Raw genomic sequence first — 16,416 nt, 5'->3', positions numbered from 1 at the left:
CCATTTTCAAAGTTTTTCTAAAGTAGGAGAAAAATTGCTCGACGTAACAACGTTCGATGAGCTTCGTATCGGCCTCGCAACCGCTGACGACATCCGTCGCTGGTCGCACGGTGAAGTCAAGAAGCCCGAAACGATCAACTACCGCACGCTCAAGCCCGAGAAAGATGGCCTCTTCGGAGAGCAGATCTTCGGACCGAGCCGCGACTGGGAGTGCTCGTGCGGCAAGTACAAGCGCGTGCGCTTCAAAGGAATCGTCTGTGAGCGCTGCGGCGTAGAGGTCACGAAGTCGTCGGTGCGCCGTGAGCGCATGGGCCACATCGAACTCGCCGCCCCGGTCACCCACATCTGGTACTTCAAGGGCGTCCCGTCGCGCTTGGGTTACCTGCTCGACATGGCGCCGAAGGACCTCGAGAAGGTCATCTACTTCGCTGCCTACATGGTCATCTCCGTCGACGAGGAGGGCCGTCACGACGACATGCCCGGACTCGAGAACGAGATCCGCCTCGAGATCAAGGAGCTGGAGAGCCAGCGCGATGCCCGCATCGCCGACCGCCTGCAGCGCCTCGAGACCGACCTCGCCGCCCTGGAAGAAGAGGGTGCGAAGGCAGACCAGAAGCGTCGCACCAAGGACGTCGCCGAAAAGGAGATGGGCCAGGCCCGCAAGTCATTCGACGAGCAGATCGCCCAGCTCGAGCGCGTGTGGGATGACTTCCGCAGCCTCAAGGTCGGCGACCTCAAGCCAGAGGACGCGGTCTTCCACGACCTTCAGGACCGTTTCGGGGTGTACTTCGAGGCCTACATGGGCGCCGAGGCCATCCAGAAGCGTCTCCAGGCCTTCGACCTCGCGACCGAGAGCGACGACCTGCACGACCAGATCGCCAACGGCAAGGGCCAGAAGAAGATCCGCGCGATCAAGCGACTGCGCGTCGTCAACTCCTTCCTCCAGACCGGCAACTCGCCGGCCGCCATGGTGCTCGAAGTCGTGCCGGTCATCCCGCCGGAACTGCGCCCGATGGTGCAGCTCGATGGTGGACGTTTCGCGACCTCCGACCTCAACGACCTCTACCGTCGTGTGATCAACCGCAACAACCGCCTGCGTCGTCTCCTCGACCTCGGTGCTCCCGAGATCATCGTGAACAACGAGAAGCGGATGCTGCAGGAGGCCGTCGACGCACTGTTCGACAACGGTCGCCGCGGTCGCCCCGTCACCGGTACCGGCAACCGTGCCCTCAAGTCCCTGAGCGACATGCTCAAGGGAAAGCAGGGTCGTTTCCGCCAGAACCTGCTCGGAAAGCGCGTCGACTACTCCGGTCGTTCGGTCATCATCGTCGGACCTCAGCTCAAGCTCCACCAGTGTGGTCTGCCCAAGCAGATGGCACTCGAGCTGTTCAAGCCGTTCGTGATCAAGCGACTCATCGACCTCAGCCACGCTCAGAACATCAAGAGCGCCAAGCGCATGGTCGAGCGTTCGCGTCCGCAGGTGTGGGATGTGCTCGAGGAGATCATCCGCGAGCGCCCCGTGCTGCTCAACCGTGCGCCCACCCTTCACCGCCTGGGTATCCAGGCGTTCGAGCCTCAGCTCGTCGAGGGCAAGGCCATCCAGCTTCACCCCCTCGTCTGTGCGGCGTTCAACGCCGACTTCGACGGTGACCAGATGGCTGTGCACCTTCCGCTGTCGGTCGAGGCCCAGGCCGAGGCGCGCATCCTGATGCTCGCGTCGAACAACATCCTGAAGCCGTCCGACGGTCGCCCGGTCACCCTGCCGACGCAGGACATGATCATCGGTCTGCACCACCTCACCACGCTCAAGGAAGGCGTCGTCGGCGAAGGCCGCGCGTTCTCCTCGATCGCCGAGGCGATCCTCGCTCACGACCAGCACTCGGTCGACCTCAACGCGAAGGTGCGCATCCGCCTGTCGGATGTCGTCTTCGCCGAGGGACAGGAGCCGGAAGGATTCGAAGCGGGCAAGCCGGTGCTCGTGAACACGAGCCTCGGTCGGGCCATCTTCAACGAGACCCTTCCGGCGGACTACCCGTACGTCGAGGCCGTCGCCGACAAGGGCCAGCTCTCCGCGATCGTCAACGATCTCGCCGAGCGGTACCCCAAGGTGGAGGTCGCCGCTGCGCTCGACCGCATCAAGGACGCCGGATTCCACTGGGCATCCCGTTCCGGTGTGACCGTCGCGCTCAGCGACGTGCTCACCCCGCCGAACAAGCGCCAGATCATCGAGGGCTACGAGAAGCAGGCCACGAAGGTCCAGACCCAGTTCGAGAAGGGACTCACGACCGACGCCGAGCGTCGCCAGGAGCTCATCGAGATCTGGAACAAGGCAACGGCCGAAGTCGCCAAGGCGATGGAAGACAACATGCCGGCCGACAACACCATCAACCGCATGGTCACCTCCGGTGCCCGTGGAAACTGGATGCAGGTTCGCCAGATCGCCGGTATGCGTGGACTCGTGTCGAACCCGAAGGGTGAGATCATCCCCCGCCCGATCATCTCGAGCTACCGCGAAGGACTCTCGGTCGCCGAGTACTTCATCGCGACTCACGGTGCTCGCAAGGGACTGGCCGACACGGCGCTTCGTACCGCCGACTCCGGGTACCTGACGCGTCGACTCGTCGACGTATCGCAGGATGTCATCATCCGCGAGGACGACTGTGGCACCACCAAGGGCCTCGACATGCCGATCGCCGTCCAGGATGCCGCAGGCAACTGGTCGCTGGACGTCAACGTCGAGAACTCGGTCTACGCTCGCAGCCTCGCCGCTGACGCCGTCAACGACAAGGGCGAGGTCATCGCCCAGGCCGGTGCGGACGTCGGAGACGTGCTGCTCGACACCCTGCTCGCTGCCGGTGTTCACAACATCAAGGTGCGTTCGGTGCTCACGTGTGAGTCCGCTGTCGGTGTGTGTGCGACCTGCTACGGCCGTTCGCTCGCTACCGGAAAGCTCGTCGACATCGGAGAGGCCGTCGGCATCATCGCGGCCCAGTCGATCGGTGAGCCCGGAACACAGCTCACGATGCGTACCTTCCACACCGGTGGTGTGGCATCCGCGGATGACATCACCCAGGGTCTGCCGCGCGTCACCGAGCTGTTCGAGGCCCGCACCCCCAAGGGTGCGTCCCCGATCGCCGAGGCCGCCGGTCGCATCACGATCGAGGACACGGACCGCAGCCGCAAGCTGATCCTGACCCCCGACAACGGTGACGAGCCGATCGCCTACCCGGTGCTCAAGCGCGCGACCCTCCTCGTCGAGGATGGCCAGCACGTCGAGCTCGGACAGCAGCTGCACGTCGGCGCGATCGACCCGAAGGAAGTTCTTCGAGTCCGCGGTGTGCGTGCCGTCCAGATCCACCTCGTCAGCGGTGTGCAGGGCGTCTACCGCTCGCAGGGTGTGCCGATTCACGACAAGCACATCGAGGTCATCGTTCGCCAGATGCTCCGCAAGGTGACTGTCGTCGATCACGGTGACACCGGTCTGCTTCCGGGTGAGCTCGTCGACCGCCTCAAGTACAACGAGCTCAACCGTTCCGCGCTCACCGAGGGCAAGAAGACCGCATCCGCTCGCCAGGAGGTCATGGGTATCACCAAGGCATCCCTCGCGACCGAGTCGTGGCTGTCGGCTGCGTCGTTCCAGGAGACCACGCGTGTTCTCACGCAGGCCGCCATGGAGGGCAAGTCCGACCCGCTGATGGGCCTGAAGGAGAACGTGATCATCGGAAAGCTGATTCCTGCCGGAACCGGCCTGCCGAAGTACCGCAACGTCTCCGTCGAGGCGACGGAAGAGGCGAAGGCCGAGCGCTACCCGAACCGCATCTTCACGGATGACTCGGTGTTCTCGGAGGCGGACCTCTCGTTCGTCGACTTCGACAGCTTCTCGTCGGACGACTACACGCCGGGTACGTACAACTAAGCACCTTCTAGACGGATGGCCCCTCACCACGGTGAGGGGCCATCCGTCGTTAGCTGCTCCCTTCTCTCCCCCCATCCCCCTCGAGATGCCACAATGTGTCTTCCCCGGCGGGTGTGAGAGCAGTTGGTGGCATCTCGACCGTGCGGCACGGCCGGACAGGCCCTACTACGGAGGGGGGACGTTCGCGGTCAACCACGCCGTGCCCCCCTATCGCGGGACTGTGTTTGCTCACGCTGCGCCTATAGCGTGGGATTTCCGGGGGGATCGTCCTACTTTCGTTTTGCGCCTTCCCGGTTAATACGAACAGAAAGGGCGCGGGAATGTCTTCAGTTGCTGAGATCCTCATCATCCGTGGCCTCATGCCGATCGAGAGTCTCGACGACATCAGTGGAGACCCGGCCACCGATGAACTCCAGATCATCAACCTGATCGACAAGGGAGTGCTCACCGACGTCCAGGTCGCGTCAGCACGTGCCGCACAAGCCGGGCTGCCCTTCGTGGAACTCGTCGACTTCCCCATCGACCGCACCGCGGTCTCGCTCGTTTCCGCCACCCTCTGCCGTCGCCACGATCTGCTGCCGCTGTCGGTTGCCGGAGACACGATCACCGTTGCAATGGCGAACCCCGGCGACGTCTTCGCCCTCGACGACATTCGAGCAGCAACACGGATGCGTGTGAACGCGGTGGTCGCGGAGCGCCAGGACTTGCGCAACGCCATGAATCGCCTGCTTCGCGCCGACGGAGAGCTCAGCGACCTCACCACCGCGCTGGAGGAGGAGGTCAAGCCCTCCGCCGACATGGTGCCGGTGGGAAGCGAATCCTTCGAAGACGACGCGCCGATCGTGCGTTTCGTCAACCTGCTCATCAGCCAGGCCATCCAGGACCGCGCCTCGGACATCCACATCGAGCCGGCCGAACACGAGATGCGTGTGCGCTACCGCATCGACGGCGTGTTGCACGAGATGCAACGCGCGCCCAAGCAGATCCAGAACGGCGTGATCTCACGCCTCAAGATCATGAGCGACATCGACATCGCCGAGCGACGCAAACCACAGGATGGCCGCCTCTCCGTCATCCACGCCGGTCGAAAGATCGACCTGCGCGTCGCGACCCTCCCCACGGTGTGGGGCGAGAAGGTCGTCATGCGAATCCTCGACAACTCGGGGTCCAGCATGAACCTCGACGACCTCGGACTGTTGAAGCGCAACTTCGACGTCTACAAGAAGTCGTACACAAAGCCCTACGGCATGATCCTCGTGACCGGGCCGACGGGATCCGGCAAGTCGACGACCCTGTATACGACGCTCAACACTGTGGCGAAGCCCGAGATCAACGTGATCACCGTCGAGGACCCGGTGGAATACCGCATGGCCGGCATCAACCAGGTGCAGGTGAACCCGAAAGCCGGTCTGACCTTCGCCAGCGCTCTCCGGTCGATCCTGCGATCCGACCCGGATGTCGTGCTGCTCGGTGAGATCCGCGACCACGAGACGGCACAGATCGCCATCGAAGCCTCGCTCACCGGCCACCTCGTGCTCTCGACCCTTCACACCAACGACGCGCCGAGCGCGATCACCCGTCTCATCGAGATGGAGATCGAGCCGTTCCTCGTCGGTTCCGCCCTCGATTCCGTGGTGGCCCAGCGACTCGCGAGGCGTCTCTGCGATCGCTGCAAAGAGCCCTATACGCCGGTCGCTACCGAGATGGCCGCCTTCGGGTTCTACATCGATCCCGAGCAGCCGGTTCCGACCCTTCACCAGCCCATCGGATGCTCGGTCTGCTCGAACACCGGGTACCGCGGACGCATCGCGATCCACGAGATCATGGCGGTCAGCGAGGAAATCGAGCGCATGGCCGTGCGTCGTGCATCCAGCGCAGAGATCAAGAGCGTCGCGATGGCCGAGGGCATGCTCACGCTTCGGCAGGACGGCTGGTCGAAGGCCCAGATGGGTCTCACCTCGATCGAAGAGATTCTGCGCGTGGTCGCCTAACTCACACCTGTTTCCGCGTCCGAGGGGGTCGCGGTTCGCACTTTGTACCAAGGGGGAAATCCGAATGAACCAGCCGTATGAGATTCCGGTGGGCAACATCACGCCGATCCTGTCGCCGCGCCGCGCCGCGCAGGCCGCCGCCGACGCGGCAGCGATGAACGCGGATCCGTTGGGCTATTCAGCTCCGACCTACGCGGCTCCGGAGTACGTCGAGCCCGCCGGCCAGCTTCCGCCGGAGGAGTTCTTCACCAGCCAGCCGCATCGGCACACGCCCGACCTCGCGCCCCCGGTCGCCGGAACCTCGCCTTTCGGGGTCGCCCCGGTTGCCGGAGCCTACTCTCCGACCGCGGAGCCGGATGCCTGGGACCTCACGATCGTGCCGCCCGCCAGTGCCGCGCCCGCCTATTCGCCTCCCGCGTATGCCGCCGCTCCGCCGCCCACCGTTTCCCACACCTATGAGGCGCCCACCGCGCCTCCCGCCTACGACCTGTTCGAAGCGCCGGCTCCCGTGGTCGCCGCACCGACGCCGTACTCGGCTCCCTCGGAGACCAGCACGTTGCTCGAGCGGGCACTCGCCGATATCACCTCCGGGTCGGCAACGACCTATGACCTCGACGATGAGCACGAAGGGGACGACGGGGACGACGGGGACGATTCACCGTTCTTCGAGGAGCCGACCGCGGGGGAGGGCAATTCTTCCCCCCGCCTCAACGTCGACGCCGACCTCATCGCCGCTCTCACCGACGTGCTCTACTCCGGAGCATCCGACCTCCACGTCACGGTCAACGCAGCGCCGACCATCCGGGTGGACGGTGTGCTGCGTCAGGTTGGCGGCACTTCGGTCTGGAACCGGGCCAAGGTCACTTCCGCGCTTCTCAGCATCCTCAGTCCGGAGCAGCGCATCGCCTTCGACAAAGAGCTCGAGCTCGACCTGGCGTACACGCTCTCGGCCAACGCCCGATTCCGCGTCAACATCTACCAGCAGCGCAACTCGATGGGGGCGGCTTTCCGACTCATCCCCACCGAGATCAAGCAGCTGAAGGACCTCGGCGTGCCCGAGACCATCGGCCGATTCGCCAAACTCCCGCGCGGTCTCGTGCTCGTGACCGGCCCGACCGGTTCTGGAAAGTCCACCACCCTCGCCGCGCTCATCGACCTGGTGAACCGCACTCGTGCCGACCACATCGTCACGGTGGAAGACCCGATCGAGTTCATGCACAAGAACCACAAGTCGCTGGTGAACCAGCGCGAGGTCGGTCCTGACACTCACAGCTTCCAGGCCGCGCTCAAGCACGTGCTGCGGCAGGACCCCGATGTGATCCTGATCGGTGAGCTTCGAGACCTCGAGACGATCTCGGTGGCCCTCACAGCGGCTGAGACCGGACATCTCGTGTTCGCGACCCTCCACACGCAGGACGCGGCGCAGACCATCGACCGCATCATCGACGTGTTCCCCCCGCACCAGCAGGGTCAGGTACGCTCCCAACTCGCCGCCGTGCTTCAGGGAGTCGTCTGCCAGACGCTGGTGAAGAAGGCGAGCGGATCCGGCCGAGTAGTGGCCACCGAGATCCTCATCGCCACGCCGGCCATCAACAACCTCATCCGTGAGGGAAAGACCTACCAGATCGCCTCTGCGATGCAGGCCGGCCGAGACCACGGCATGCACACCATGGACTCTCACCTCGCCGACCTGGCCAATGCGGGCACCATCACGGTGGCCGCCGCGATCGAGAAGGCACAGGATGCCGAATCGCTGAAGCAGCTCATCCATCGCAATGAGAGCGCGACGGATGTCGCAGCCCAGGCGATGGCATCCACTGGAATCGACTTCAAGGACGCCTACTCGAGAAAGATCGGTGAATAATGGCCACTCTCGCCTACGCCTACAAGGGTCGGGATGCCCAGGGCAAGGTCGTCAAGGGCAGGCTCGAAGCATCCACCGAATCGAATGCGGCGATGCGCCTGCGCTCGATGGGGGTCTCCCCGACCTCGATCGAGGAGTCCAAAGAGGGCACCGGTCTCAACATGGAGATCAAGTTCCTCAGCAAGGGAGTCGGGCTCAAGGACCTCGCCATCATGAGTCGGCAGATGGCGACCATGATCGCTGCCGGACTCTCGCTGCTGCGCACGCTCACCATCCTTGCCGACCAGACGGAAAACAAGGCCCTCGCGTCCACGCTCGGTGAGGTCCGCTCCGACATTGAGGGTGGTTCTTCGCTGTCGGCGAGCTTCGCGAAGTTCCCCAGAGTCTTCCCGCGCCTGATGATCCATCTGGTGCGTGCCGGCGAGACCGGTGGATTCCTGGACGGAGCGCTCGAGTCGATCGCAAACAACTTCGAATCCGACGTGAAGCTGCGCGCGACCATCAAGTCCGCACTGACCTACCCGATCGCCGTGCTCATCATGGCCTTCGTGGCGGTCATCGCCATGCTCATCTTCATCGTGCCGGTGTTCCAGGCGATGTTCACGAGCCTGGGTGGACATCTGCCGCTGCCGACACAGATTCTTGTGACGCTCTCTCAGAACATGATCTGGATCTTCCCTCTTCTTGTCGTGGCCATAGTGGGCTCCAGCGTCTGGTGGCGGTTGAATAAGGAGAAGGACAGCGTTCGGAGCGTATTCGACCCGCTCAAACTCAAGATCCCGGTATTCGGCGGGCTGTTCGCAAAAGTGGCTGTCGCGCGCTTCACCCGGAATTTCTCAGCGATGATCGCCGCCGGAGTTCCGATCCTGCAGTCCCTCAGCATCGTCGGAGAGACCTCGGGCAACTGGGTGATCGAAAATGCACTGAAGAAAGTCCAGGAGTCTGTGCGCACCGGCAATTCGATCGCTGCACCGCTCGCGGAACAGCCGATCTTCCCGTCGATGGTGGTGCAGATGATCGCCGTCGGAGAGGATTCGGGGGCCCTGGAGATCATGCTGACCAAGGTCGCTGACTTCTATGAAGAAGAGGTGCAGAGCACCGCAGAAGCGCTGACATCCCTCATCGAGCCCTTGATGATCGCCGTGATCGGCACTGTCATCGGTGGCATGATCGTGGCGCTCTACATGCCGATCTTCACCATCTTCAACGAGATCAACAAGTAGTCTCGCTCGCTCCGATCAGGGACAAACCACATGATCAGCCGTACACACCGGAGATTGATCCGCGCGCGCCAGGCTCGCATTCAGGGTGAGGCGGGCTTCTCGCTGATCGAGTTGATGGTCGTCATCGTGATCATCGGCATCCTTGCTGCGATCGCCGTCCCGGTCTTCCTCAACCAGCGCCAGAGCGCCTGGAAGGCGACAGTGGCGAGTGATCTGAAGAATGCCGCAATCGTGGTCGAGACCTGGGGAATGAACCACGACGGGTCGTTCGCCGACTTCCCGGTGAGCAATGCGACCAACGGCATCAAGGCGACCGATGGCAACACGATCGTGGTGCGCCCAAGCGCAACCACCTTCACCATTCTCGGGTCGAACGCGAACGTGAGCCCCGGCAGCCAGGTCTATGACCGAGCTGCCGGCGGACTGGGAAAGTTCACGCCCTAGTCACTTCTGTCAGTGAGGCAAAGCGACAGCACTCCTATCGGATGCTGTCGCTTTGGCGTAACCGGAATCGCCGACTTGCCCCCGTACTGGGGGCGCGTTCTGGCCGGATTACCCCTGTTTGCGGGATTCCGCGGGGCTAACGGTGCGGCCAACATGATCTCAGGGGGCATTGCAATTGGGGGCCACCTGTCCATCAACATTCTCAATGAACAGGAATCAATCACATGATCATTCGCATGAACAAGGCCATGACGGCCGGCCGCGAGGCTCGTAAGGATGGGGAGAAGGGCTTCACGCTCATCGAGCTCCTCGTCGTCATCATCATCATCGGCATCCTCGCCGCGATCGCCATCCCGGTGTTCCTCAACCAGCGCCAGAGCGCCTGGAAGGCCTCCGTGGCTTCCGACCTCAAGAACGCTGCTGTGGTCGTCGAGACCTGGGGAACCAGCCACAGCGGCTCGTTCTCAGCCTTCCCGGTGAGCAACGCGACCAACGGCATCAAGGTAAGCGATGGCAACACGATCACCGTAACCCCGAGCGCGACTTCCTACACGATCCTCGGATCGAACACGAACGTCACGGGAAGCCAGACCTACGACAGCAGTGCTGGTGGCCTCGGGAAGTTCACACCGTAAGTTCCGGCAAGGCGACGATGCGGAACATGGCCCAGTCCATGTTCCGCATCGTTCTCGCAATTCCAGTCCTACCCGTGATTCGACAGCCACTCGAGAGGAGGGGCCATGAAAGCCATTAGACGTCGATTCGAGCGCAATGCCGCTGACTCGACTGGCATGACCCTCGTCGAGGTGATCGTGGCTATCGCGATCATGAGCATCGTTGCCACTGCCGCGATCGGCCTAGCGATTTCTGCGACGACAGGATCGGTTTCCCAGCAGCGCCGGGCAATCGCCGTGACTGTCGCGAACGCGGCGATGGAAAAGGCCAACGGCCTTCCCGCATCCATTCTCTATGGCGGCCGGTCTCAGGCCCTGGTCCAGGGCAGCTTCGCCGCAAATGCCGGCACGAGCGGTATCAGTAACACGTACCAGGAGTACGACCACACGCTTCCACTGCCGGGCACCCAGACGATACGTATCGACGATCCTGTCACCCAGAACGGCACCGCCTACACCGTCACAACGCTGATCGGCACATGCTTCGAGAAGCTCGGTACCAACGGGGGACAGACTGCCGGCGGGGACTGCACAAAAATCGACGGTTTGACCTACGCACCGGCCCTCTACACCGGCTATACGCCGCTGACGAGGGTGATAGTCGTTGTGGGCTGGACGGCCGGCCAGGAATGCGCCGTCGCCGGATCCTGTGTCTACACGATCTCCACTCTGATCGATTCCCACTCCGACCTGGAATGGAAGACCAATGGCTGACCGACGTTCCTTGGACGTGTCGGAACGGGACCCGCAGTCCGGCTTCAGCCTCGTCGAGTTGTTGGTCGCGATGGCCATCTTCACGGTGTTCCTGGTCATCGTGCTCACGTCCGTCGCGTCGATTTCGCGCAGCGAAGTGCGCACACAGCTGGTGGGACAATCGACGAACAGCACACTGGTCTTCTTCGGGATCATGGATCGGCAGGTACGTTACTCCGATTCGATCAACTACCCGGGGGTTGGAGCGTCCGGCGACAAATACGTAGAGTTCCGCGTACCAGCAGCGAGCACCGCCGGCGGTCTCGTCGCGATCTGCTACCAGTGGCGATTCTCGGTAACGAATTTGAGGCTCGAGTCTCGTCAGTGGAACGAAGGCAACTCCGCCAGCGCTACGGCATGGTCAGTCAAGCTCACCGATATGGCCAACGACGGGGTCGCCACCCACCCATTCCAACTGGTGCCGGCGAACATCACCGACACTCCACGCCAACAACTTCTTCTATCACTCAATTCGGGCGCCGATGCCCAGAATGCGGGAGCATCAATGTCGACGACGTTCATTGCTCGCAACACCTCGATCAAATCGCGAAGTAATGATCCGCTTACTCCGGTCTGCACCTTCGGTGGGTATCGATCATGATGGCGATCACCCGGCTCTTCGACGCGGTTCGCGCTATCGCGGCTCGACGACGTGACCGCGAACAGAGCGAGGCGGGCGTCGCACTGCTGACAGCGATCCTCTTCATGCTGTTAGTGGCGGGGCTGTCCGTGGTGTTGCTCAGCGTGATCCTCTCCCAAGCGACACCCGTCTTCACTGCGCAGAAGAACACGCGCACGGTCTACGCTGCCCAGGCAGGCATTCAAGCGTCACTTGGAGTCGTTCGATCCCTGGCGCAGACGGATATCGCCACGGGAAAGACAACGGGCATCCGCTCGAAGCTGCCCTGCACGGTTGCGGGAAAGGTCGATGGAAACGACGCCACCTCGACCTACTCCGTCGTCATGAAATATTTCATGGTCGACCCCACCGGCAAGGACACCGCGTGGCAGGACGCGAATGACATGGACTGCGCGGGCAGCGTGCTCTCGGGAACCACGCAGCCACTCTTCGCCCTGGCTCTCGCCGACGGCATCGGAGCGGCAGTACCCGGCCAGGCAGATGCCGCCTATGGAAATCGCTACATCTCGGCGGTGTACAAGTTCAAAGTGTCCAACGTCAACATCGCCGGCGGACGTATCTATGACTACAACAACGGCTTTTGCCTCCAGGCGAGCTCGGCAGTCGTTGGTGCCACGATCGTCTTCAAGTCGGCGGCCAACTGCAAGTCAGCGAACGACGCCACCCAACTCTGGGTGTATGACGTCGATTACGAGATCAAACTCGCTAGTTCTCTGCTCACCTCGCCCCTCTGTATTTCCAGCCCGACGAATGCCGGTAAGACAGCTGCGCTCGCCGGGAATGCGGTCCTCGCGGTCTGTCGCTCGGATGCGACCCGTTGGAACCAGCTGTGGAGCTGGTTCGGCTCGAATACCTGGCAGGGCCAGCAGGCAAACAACACCGACTACTCCAACTTCTACCTCAGTTCCGCGACCCCGGCTACCGATGTGGTTCTCACAGTGAGCACCACCACGGGCGGCGGGTTCACTCCGACGACCGCAGTGGGAGCAGGTGCGGCGAGCTACAACACCAATCAGATGGTCAACTACAAGGAGTTTGGTCGTTGCGCCGACGTCACTGACCAGAGCATTGGGAAGGCGTTCATGATTTCGTACCCGTGCAAGCAGGACCCCACGGGCACGGGAACGAAACTCAACTGGAACCACAAATGGTTCTACACCGAGCCGACTCTCCCGAGTGCGTCCCTTGGTAATCAGCAGATCGTGGTCTACGACCAGGGCGACGCGGCCAAGAAGAACTGCCTCACGACCCCGTCGGCTGGCGGCAAACTGGTTACTTTTACGCTCTGCAACAACGGGAACACGACGACGCAGCGATGGACACGGTTTCTCAACACCGGCACGTATGCCACCAGCTATCTCTTCACCGACTACCTCGGTCGCTGCCTTGCGGTCGATGCCACGGATACCTACACCAGCGGTCAGTGGTCGAAGATGATCGTTACCGGCTGCAACGGTGGTCTCGAGCAGAAGTGGAATGCGCCCGCTATCTATAGCGATTCCGACGTGAGTGGTTACAAGGAGTACAGCAAGTGATCGCCGTGACCGTCGTCCTCGCGGCAGTGCTCGGACTGCTTCTCGGTTCCTTCCTTAACGTCGTCGTCTATCGAGTTCCGATCGGCAAGTCCATAGTGTCGCCACCGAGCGCATGCCCCAATTGCGAGCACGAGATCAAGCCCTACGACAACATCCCGGTGCTGTCCTGGCTCCTTCTCCGGGGCAAGTGCCGGAATTGCGCGGCACCCATCTCGGCTCGCTACCCCCTGGTAGAACTCGCCACCTCGGTCTCCTTCGCCCTGGTGGCGCTCGGCTTCGCCCCTGCGGCGTTTGCGGCCACGACATCCGCTGGCGCGGTCGCGGCGGTACTCGTCATGGTCGCCTTCCTCTACCTGGCCGCGATCACCATCGCGCTTGCACTCATCGACCTCGACGTGCACAAACTCCCCAACGTCATCGTCATTCCCGCCTATGCCGTGAGCGCTGCCCTCTTCGGCGCGGCGAGCATCCTGTCCGGGGACTTCGGCCCGTTGATCGGGTCGGGCATTGCCATGGCGGGCTTGTTCCTCTTCTATCTCGTGATGGCTCTCGTCTACCCCGGAGGCATGGGTCTCGGGGATGTCAAGCTGGCCGGCGTGCTCGGTATCTATCTGGGCTGGGCGGGCTGGGGAGCCGTCGCCGTGGGTGCGTTCAGCGCCTTCCTGCTGGCTGGGGGCTTCTCGATCATTCTTCTCGCGACTAAGCGCGCGGGGCGCAAAAGCGGGATCCCGTTCGGGCCGTGGATGTTCGCGGGAGCATGGCTCGGAATCGTCGTCGGCAACGCGGTCTTCGCGAGCTACCTTTCAGTATTCGACCTCACGGTCGCCTAGCACACGCATCACACAGGGGGAAAAATGGCGAAAACAATTGTCGGACTCGACATCAGCGCAAATGGCATTCGGGCAGCGGAGCTCGGCGCGGCATCGAAGTCGCGCCCGGAGCTTCTGCGCTATCACTCGCTTCCCCTGCCGCCCGGAGCGGTCAACCGCGGCGAAGTCGCCGAGCCGGCGACCGTCGCGACCGTGCTCAAGCAACTGTGGTCTGCGGGTGGCTTCAGCACGAAGAACGTCGTGCTGGGAATCGGCAATTCACGGGTGCTCGCGCGCGACCTGAGCGTGCCGAAAGCGCCGCTCAATCGCATCCGCGAATCTCTCCCGTTCCACGTGCAGGAGATGCTGCCCTTTCCGACGGAGGACGCCCTCCTCGACTTCTACCCGATCAGCGAGGGGGTGGATGCCAACGGGCCGGTCGTCAACGGACTGCTGGTCGCCGCGCTCAAGGAGGCGGTGCTCGGCAACGTGAAGGCCGTGCAACTCGCCGGACTCAACCCGGTCGCGGTCGACCTGATCCCCTTCGCTCTCAGTCGCATCCTCCTTCGCGGCTCGCAGCTCAACGGTACCTCCGCGATGATCGACGTCGGCGCCACGACGACGACCGTCGTGGTCTCCTCCGATGGGGTTCCTCGCTTCGTACGAATTATCCCCACCGGAGGTGATGACCTCACCCACGCTCTTTCCAGTCGGATGGGGGTGTCGATGGAGGTAGCGGAGCGTGCCAAACGGGCGCTCGGGCTGGCCACGGCGCCGACGACCGCTGAGGAGAACGCCGCCGTGGGAATCATCTTCGAGACGACCGGCGAGCTCATCACCAGCCTCCGCAACACCCTCACCTACTTCGCCTCCACGGGGGCGAGCAACACGATCGAACGCGTCGTGCTCTCGGGGGGCGGCTCAGCGCTCGGAGGCTTCGGTGCAGCGGTTTCGGAATACACCAGGCTGCCCGTCTCGGCGGGTGATCCCTTCGGAAACATCGCGATCGGGCGCCAGGCAGACAAGTCGATGAAAGAGAGAGGCGTGGATTCGTCCATGACAGTAGCAATCGGTCTCGCGCTGGGGACAGCCGCATGAGCGCCATCACACTCGGTCGGCCCTCGGTCGACGCTTCGCTCATCCTCGGGGGGATGCCGCGAGTTCACCTGCTGCCCCGAGAGGTCGGGGAAGGGCAGAAGTCTCGGGCGTTGAGACGTCGACTTCTTGCCGGACTAGTGATCGTTGTCGTGCTCGCAATCCTCGCTACCGTTGGCGCGACCTTCGCGCTGTTCACCGCGAACGCCCAACTCGCGAATGAGCAGTCTCGTAGCAGCCTCCTCACTCTGGCTCGTGCGAAATACAGCGATGTGACAACGCTTCAGAGTCAAGTCGACCAGATCAAGTTGTCGCAGCCCATTGCCGCTGCAGACGAAATACTCTGGGCGCCATATCTCGAGAGTGTGAGGGCGACCCTTCCGGCGGGGACTACCATTACGGCTTTCACCGCAGAGACGGGAAGCGCCGCGGTAGCTCCGGTTGCCTCAACGGACACCCTGACACCGAGTCATATCGCTGACGTCAAGATCACCGCGGACAGCCCCCAGCAGCCCATCTCTGACTGGCTCGACAATCTCGCCAAGATGAAAGGTTTCGTCGCCGCAATGCCAGGCAGCGTAACTCTGGTCGAGGTGACCGGTCACTACACGGTCGAAGTCGACCTCCTGGTCAATTCAGATGCGCTTTCCCAGCGCTTCGCCCCGGTGAAAGCAGCGAAGAAATGAACCGCGACCGTATCCTCACCTTGGCGATCCTCGGGGCCATCGCCCTTGTCGGAATCCTCGGCTGGATAGTGGGAGTCTCTCCGATCCTCTCTCAAGTTGCATCCGCCGACGAGGACCGTGCCAGCGTCACTTCCGCGAATGACCTCAATGCGACAAAGCTTGTCGCGTTGAAGAAGCAGTTCGAGAACATCAGCGTCACCCAGGGGGAGCTCGACACGCTCCGCGGTTCCATACCGGCCACCGCGGATATGCCCGTCTTCCTGCGCACCATTAAGGAATATGGGGACGCCCAAGGGATCACGCTGAGAAGCGTCGCAGTAAGTGGGGTCTCCGCCTACGTCGCGCCTGTCGTCGCAGCGCCAGCGGCGACCGCTGGAACGCCAGCCGCAACCCCCACACCCTCTCCGAGCGCCTCGGCGCCGGCGGCCGGTACGGTGGCTCCCTCGGTGACGCCTGCGAACCCGTCAAGCGGACTGTTTGTGATACCGATTCAGGTCTCCGTCAGTGGAAGCTATGACCAGGTGATGGCCTTCGCCGGGGCACTGCAGTCGGGACCGCGGCTGTTTCTGGTGACGACCCTCACCGTAGCCAGTGTGGGCGGCGTGTTCACAGGCGATCTTGCAGGTAACGTCTACGCATTGGCGGACCCGGCGGCGGCGGCGACGACGGCTAGCGGCGCGGCAGCCACCACCCCGTAACCACTCCCCGCGCGAGCCGAACTCCCGGCAGTTCCCCGTCATTGCTAGAGTGACGTGAACTGCCGGGATGCCCCGGCCGGCCCGTAAG

13 protein-coding genes are annotated in these 16,416 nt (G+C 62.9%); all 13 read left to right on the top strand.

Going from position 1 to position 16,416, the window contains the following annotated elements; all coding sequences use genetic code 11:
* Positions 1-34: 34 nt before the first annotated feature.
* The 13 genes from VLI63_RS05900 (at position 35) to VLI63_RS05840 (ending at position 16,328) form a co-directional block, all read left to right on the top strand.
* Positions 35-3,916, top strand: coding sequence for a DNA-directed RNA polymerase subunit beta' (locus VLI63_RS05900; protein ID WP_409155944.1), 3,882 nt, complete (start codon positions 35-37; stop codon positions 3,914-3,916).
* Between the two features lie 320 nt (positions 3,917-4,236).
* Positions 4,237-5,907, top strand: coding sequence for a GspE/PulE family protein (locus tag VLI63_RS05895; protein WP_409155943.1), 1,671 nt, complete (start codon positions 4,237-4,239; stop codon positions 5,905-5,907).
* Between the two features lie 64 nt (positions 5,908-5,971).
* A complete protein-coding gene (locus tag VLI63_RS05890) occupies positions 5,972-7,771 on the top strand; it encodes a type IV pilus twitching motility protein PilT (RefSeq protein WP_409155942.1) in 1,800 nt (599 codons plus the stop codon).
* Positions 7,771-8,994: a type II secretion system F family protein gene (locus VLI63_RS05885; protein WP_185201746.1), complete on the top strand. Its 1,224-nt coding sequence runs from the start codon at positions 7,771-7,773 to the stop codon at positions 8,992-8,994. The genes VLI63_RS05890 and VLI63_RS05885 overlap by 1 nt, the downstream gene beginning before the upstream one ends.
* A gap of 54 nt (positions 8,995-9,048) precedes the next feature.
* Complete coding sequence (locus VLI63_RS05880; RefSeq protein WP_409155941.1) at positions 9,049-9,438, top strand: type IV pilin protein; 390 nt, start codon at positions 9,049-9,051, stop codon at positions 9,436-9,438.
* Between the two features lie 224 nt (positions 9,439-9,662).
* A complete protein-coding gene (locus VLI63_RS05875; RefSeq protein WP_409155940.1) occupies positions 9,663-10,073 on the top strand; it encodes a prepilin-type N-terminal cleavage/methylation domain-containing protein in 411 nt (136 codons plus the stop codon).
* A gap of 105 nt (positions 10,074-10,178) precedes the next feature.
* Complete coding sequence (locus VLI63_RS05870; RefSeq protein ID WP_409155939.1) at positions 10,179-10,826, top strand: prepilin-type N-terminal cleavage/methylation domain-containing protein; 648 nt, start codon at positions 10,179-10,181, stop codon at positions 10,824-10,826.
* On the top strand, positions 10,819-11,466 hold the full coding sequence (locus tag VLI63_RS05865; RefSeq protein ID WP_409155938.1) for a type II secretion system protein J: 648 nt from the start codon (positions 10,819-10,821) through the stop codon (positions 11,464-11,466). The genes VLI63_RS05870 and VLI63_RS05865 overlap by 8 nt, the downstream gene beginning before the upstream one ends.
* Entirely contained in the window at positions 11,463-13,040 is a 1,578-nt protein-coding gene (locus tag VLI63_RS05860; RefSeq protein WP_409155937.1) for a hypothetical protein, read from the top strand. The genes VLI63_RS05865 and VLI63_RS05860 overlap by 4 nt, the downstream gene beginning before the upstream one ends.
* Positions 13,037-13,870: a prepilin peptidase gene (locus VLI63_RS05855; protein WP_409155936.1), complete on the top strand. Its 834-nt coding sequence runs from the start codon at positions 13,037-13,039 to the stop codon at positions 13,868-13,870. The genes VLI63_RS05860 and VLI63_RS05855 overlap by 4 nt, the downstream gene beginning before the upstream one ends.
* 24 nt (positions 13,871-13,894) lie before the next feature.
* A complete protein-coding gene (gene pilM / locus VLI63_RS05850; RefSeq protein WP_409155935.1) occupies positions 13,895-14,947 on the top strand; it encodes a type IV pilus assembly protein PilM in 1,053 nt (350 codons plus the stop codon).
* The gene (locus VLI63_RS05845; protein WP_409155934.1) at positions 14,944-15,630 is read left to right on the top strand and encodes a hypothetical protein; all 687 of its coding nucleotides are present in this window, start codon (positions 14,944-14,946) and stop codon (positions 15,628-15,630) included. Before pilM ends, VLI63_RS05845 begins: the two co-directional genes overlap by 4 nt.
* A complete protein-coding gene (locus tag VLI63_RS05840; protein ID WP_409155933.1) occupies positions 15,627-16,328 on the top strand; it encodes a hypothetical protein in 702 nt (233 codons plus the stop codon). Before VLI63_RS05845 ends, VLI63_RS05840 begins: the two co-directional genes overlap by 4 nt.
* The last annotated feature ends 88 nt before the right edge of the window (positions 16,329-16,416 follow it).

The sequence above is a fragment of the Lacisediminihabitans sp. H27-G8 genome, from assembly GCF_046156175.1.
GTDB lineage: Bacteria > Actinomycetota > Actinomycetes > Actinomycetales > Microbacteriaceae > Lacisediminihabitans.
Note: the sequence above shows the minus strand (reverse complement) of the source record. Positions and strands in the feature narration are given on the sequence as shown.

Excerpts from the sequence above, each read along its gene's own strand:
- VLI63_RS05890 (WP_409155942.1), top strand. The coding sequence starts at position 5,972 with ATGAACCAGCCGTATGAGATTCCGGTGGGCAACATCACGCCGATCCTG.
- pilM (WP_409155935.1), top strand. The coding sequence starts at position 13,895 with ATGGCGAAAACAATTGTCGGACTCGACATCAGCGCAAATGGCATTCGG.
- VLI63_RS05895 (WP_409155943.1), top strand. The coding sequence starts at position 4,237 with ATGTCTTCAGTTGCTGAGATCCTCATCATCCGTGGCCTCATGCCGATC.
- VLI63_RS05865 (WP_409155938.1), top strand. The coding sequence starts at position 10,819 with ATGGCTGACCGACGTTCCTTGGACGTGTCGGAACGGGACCCGCAGTCC.
- VLI63_RS05840 (WP_409155933.1), top strand. The coding sequence starts at position 15,627 with ATGAACCGCGACCGTATCCTCACCTTGGCGATCCTCGGGGCCATCGCC.
- VLI63_RS05860 (WP_409155937.1), top strand. The coding sequence starts at position 11,463 with ATGATGGCGATCACCCGGCTCTTCGACGCGGTTCGCGCTATCGCGGCT.
- VLI63_RS05845 (WP_409155934.1), top strand. The coding sequence starts at position 14,944 with ATGAGCGCCATCACACTCGGTCGGCCCTCGGTCGACGCTTCGCTCATC.
- VLI63_RS05885 (WP_185201746.1), top strand. The coding sequence starts at position 7,771 with ATGGCCACTCTCGCCTACGCCTACAAGGGTCGGGATGCCCAGGGCAAG.
- VLI63_RS05875 (WP_409155940.1), top strand. The coding sequence starts at position 9,663 with ATGATCATTCGCATGAACAAGGCCATGACGGCCGGCCGCGAGGCTCGT.
- VLI63_RS05870 (WP_409155939.1), top strand. The coding sequence starts at position 10,179 with ATGAAAGCCATTAGACGTCGATTCGAGCGCAATGCCGCTGACTCGACT.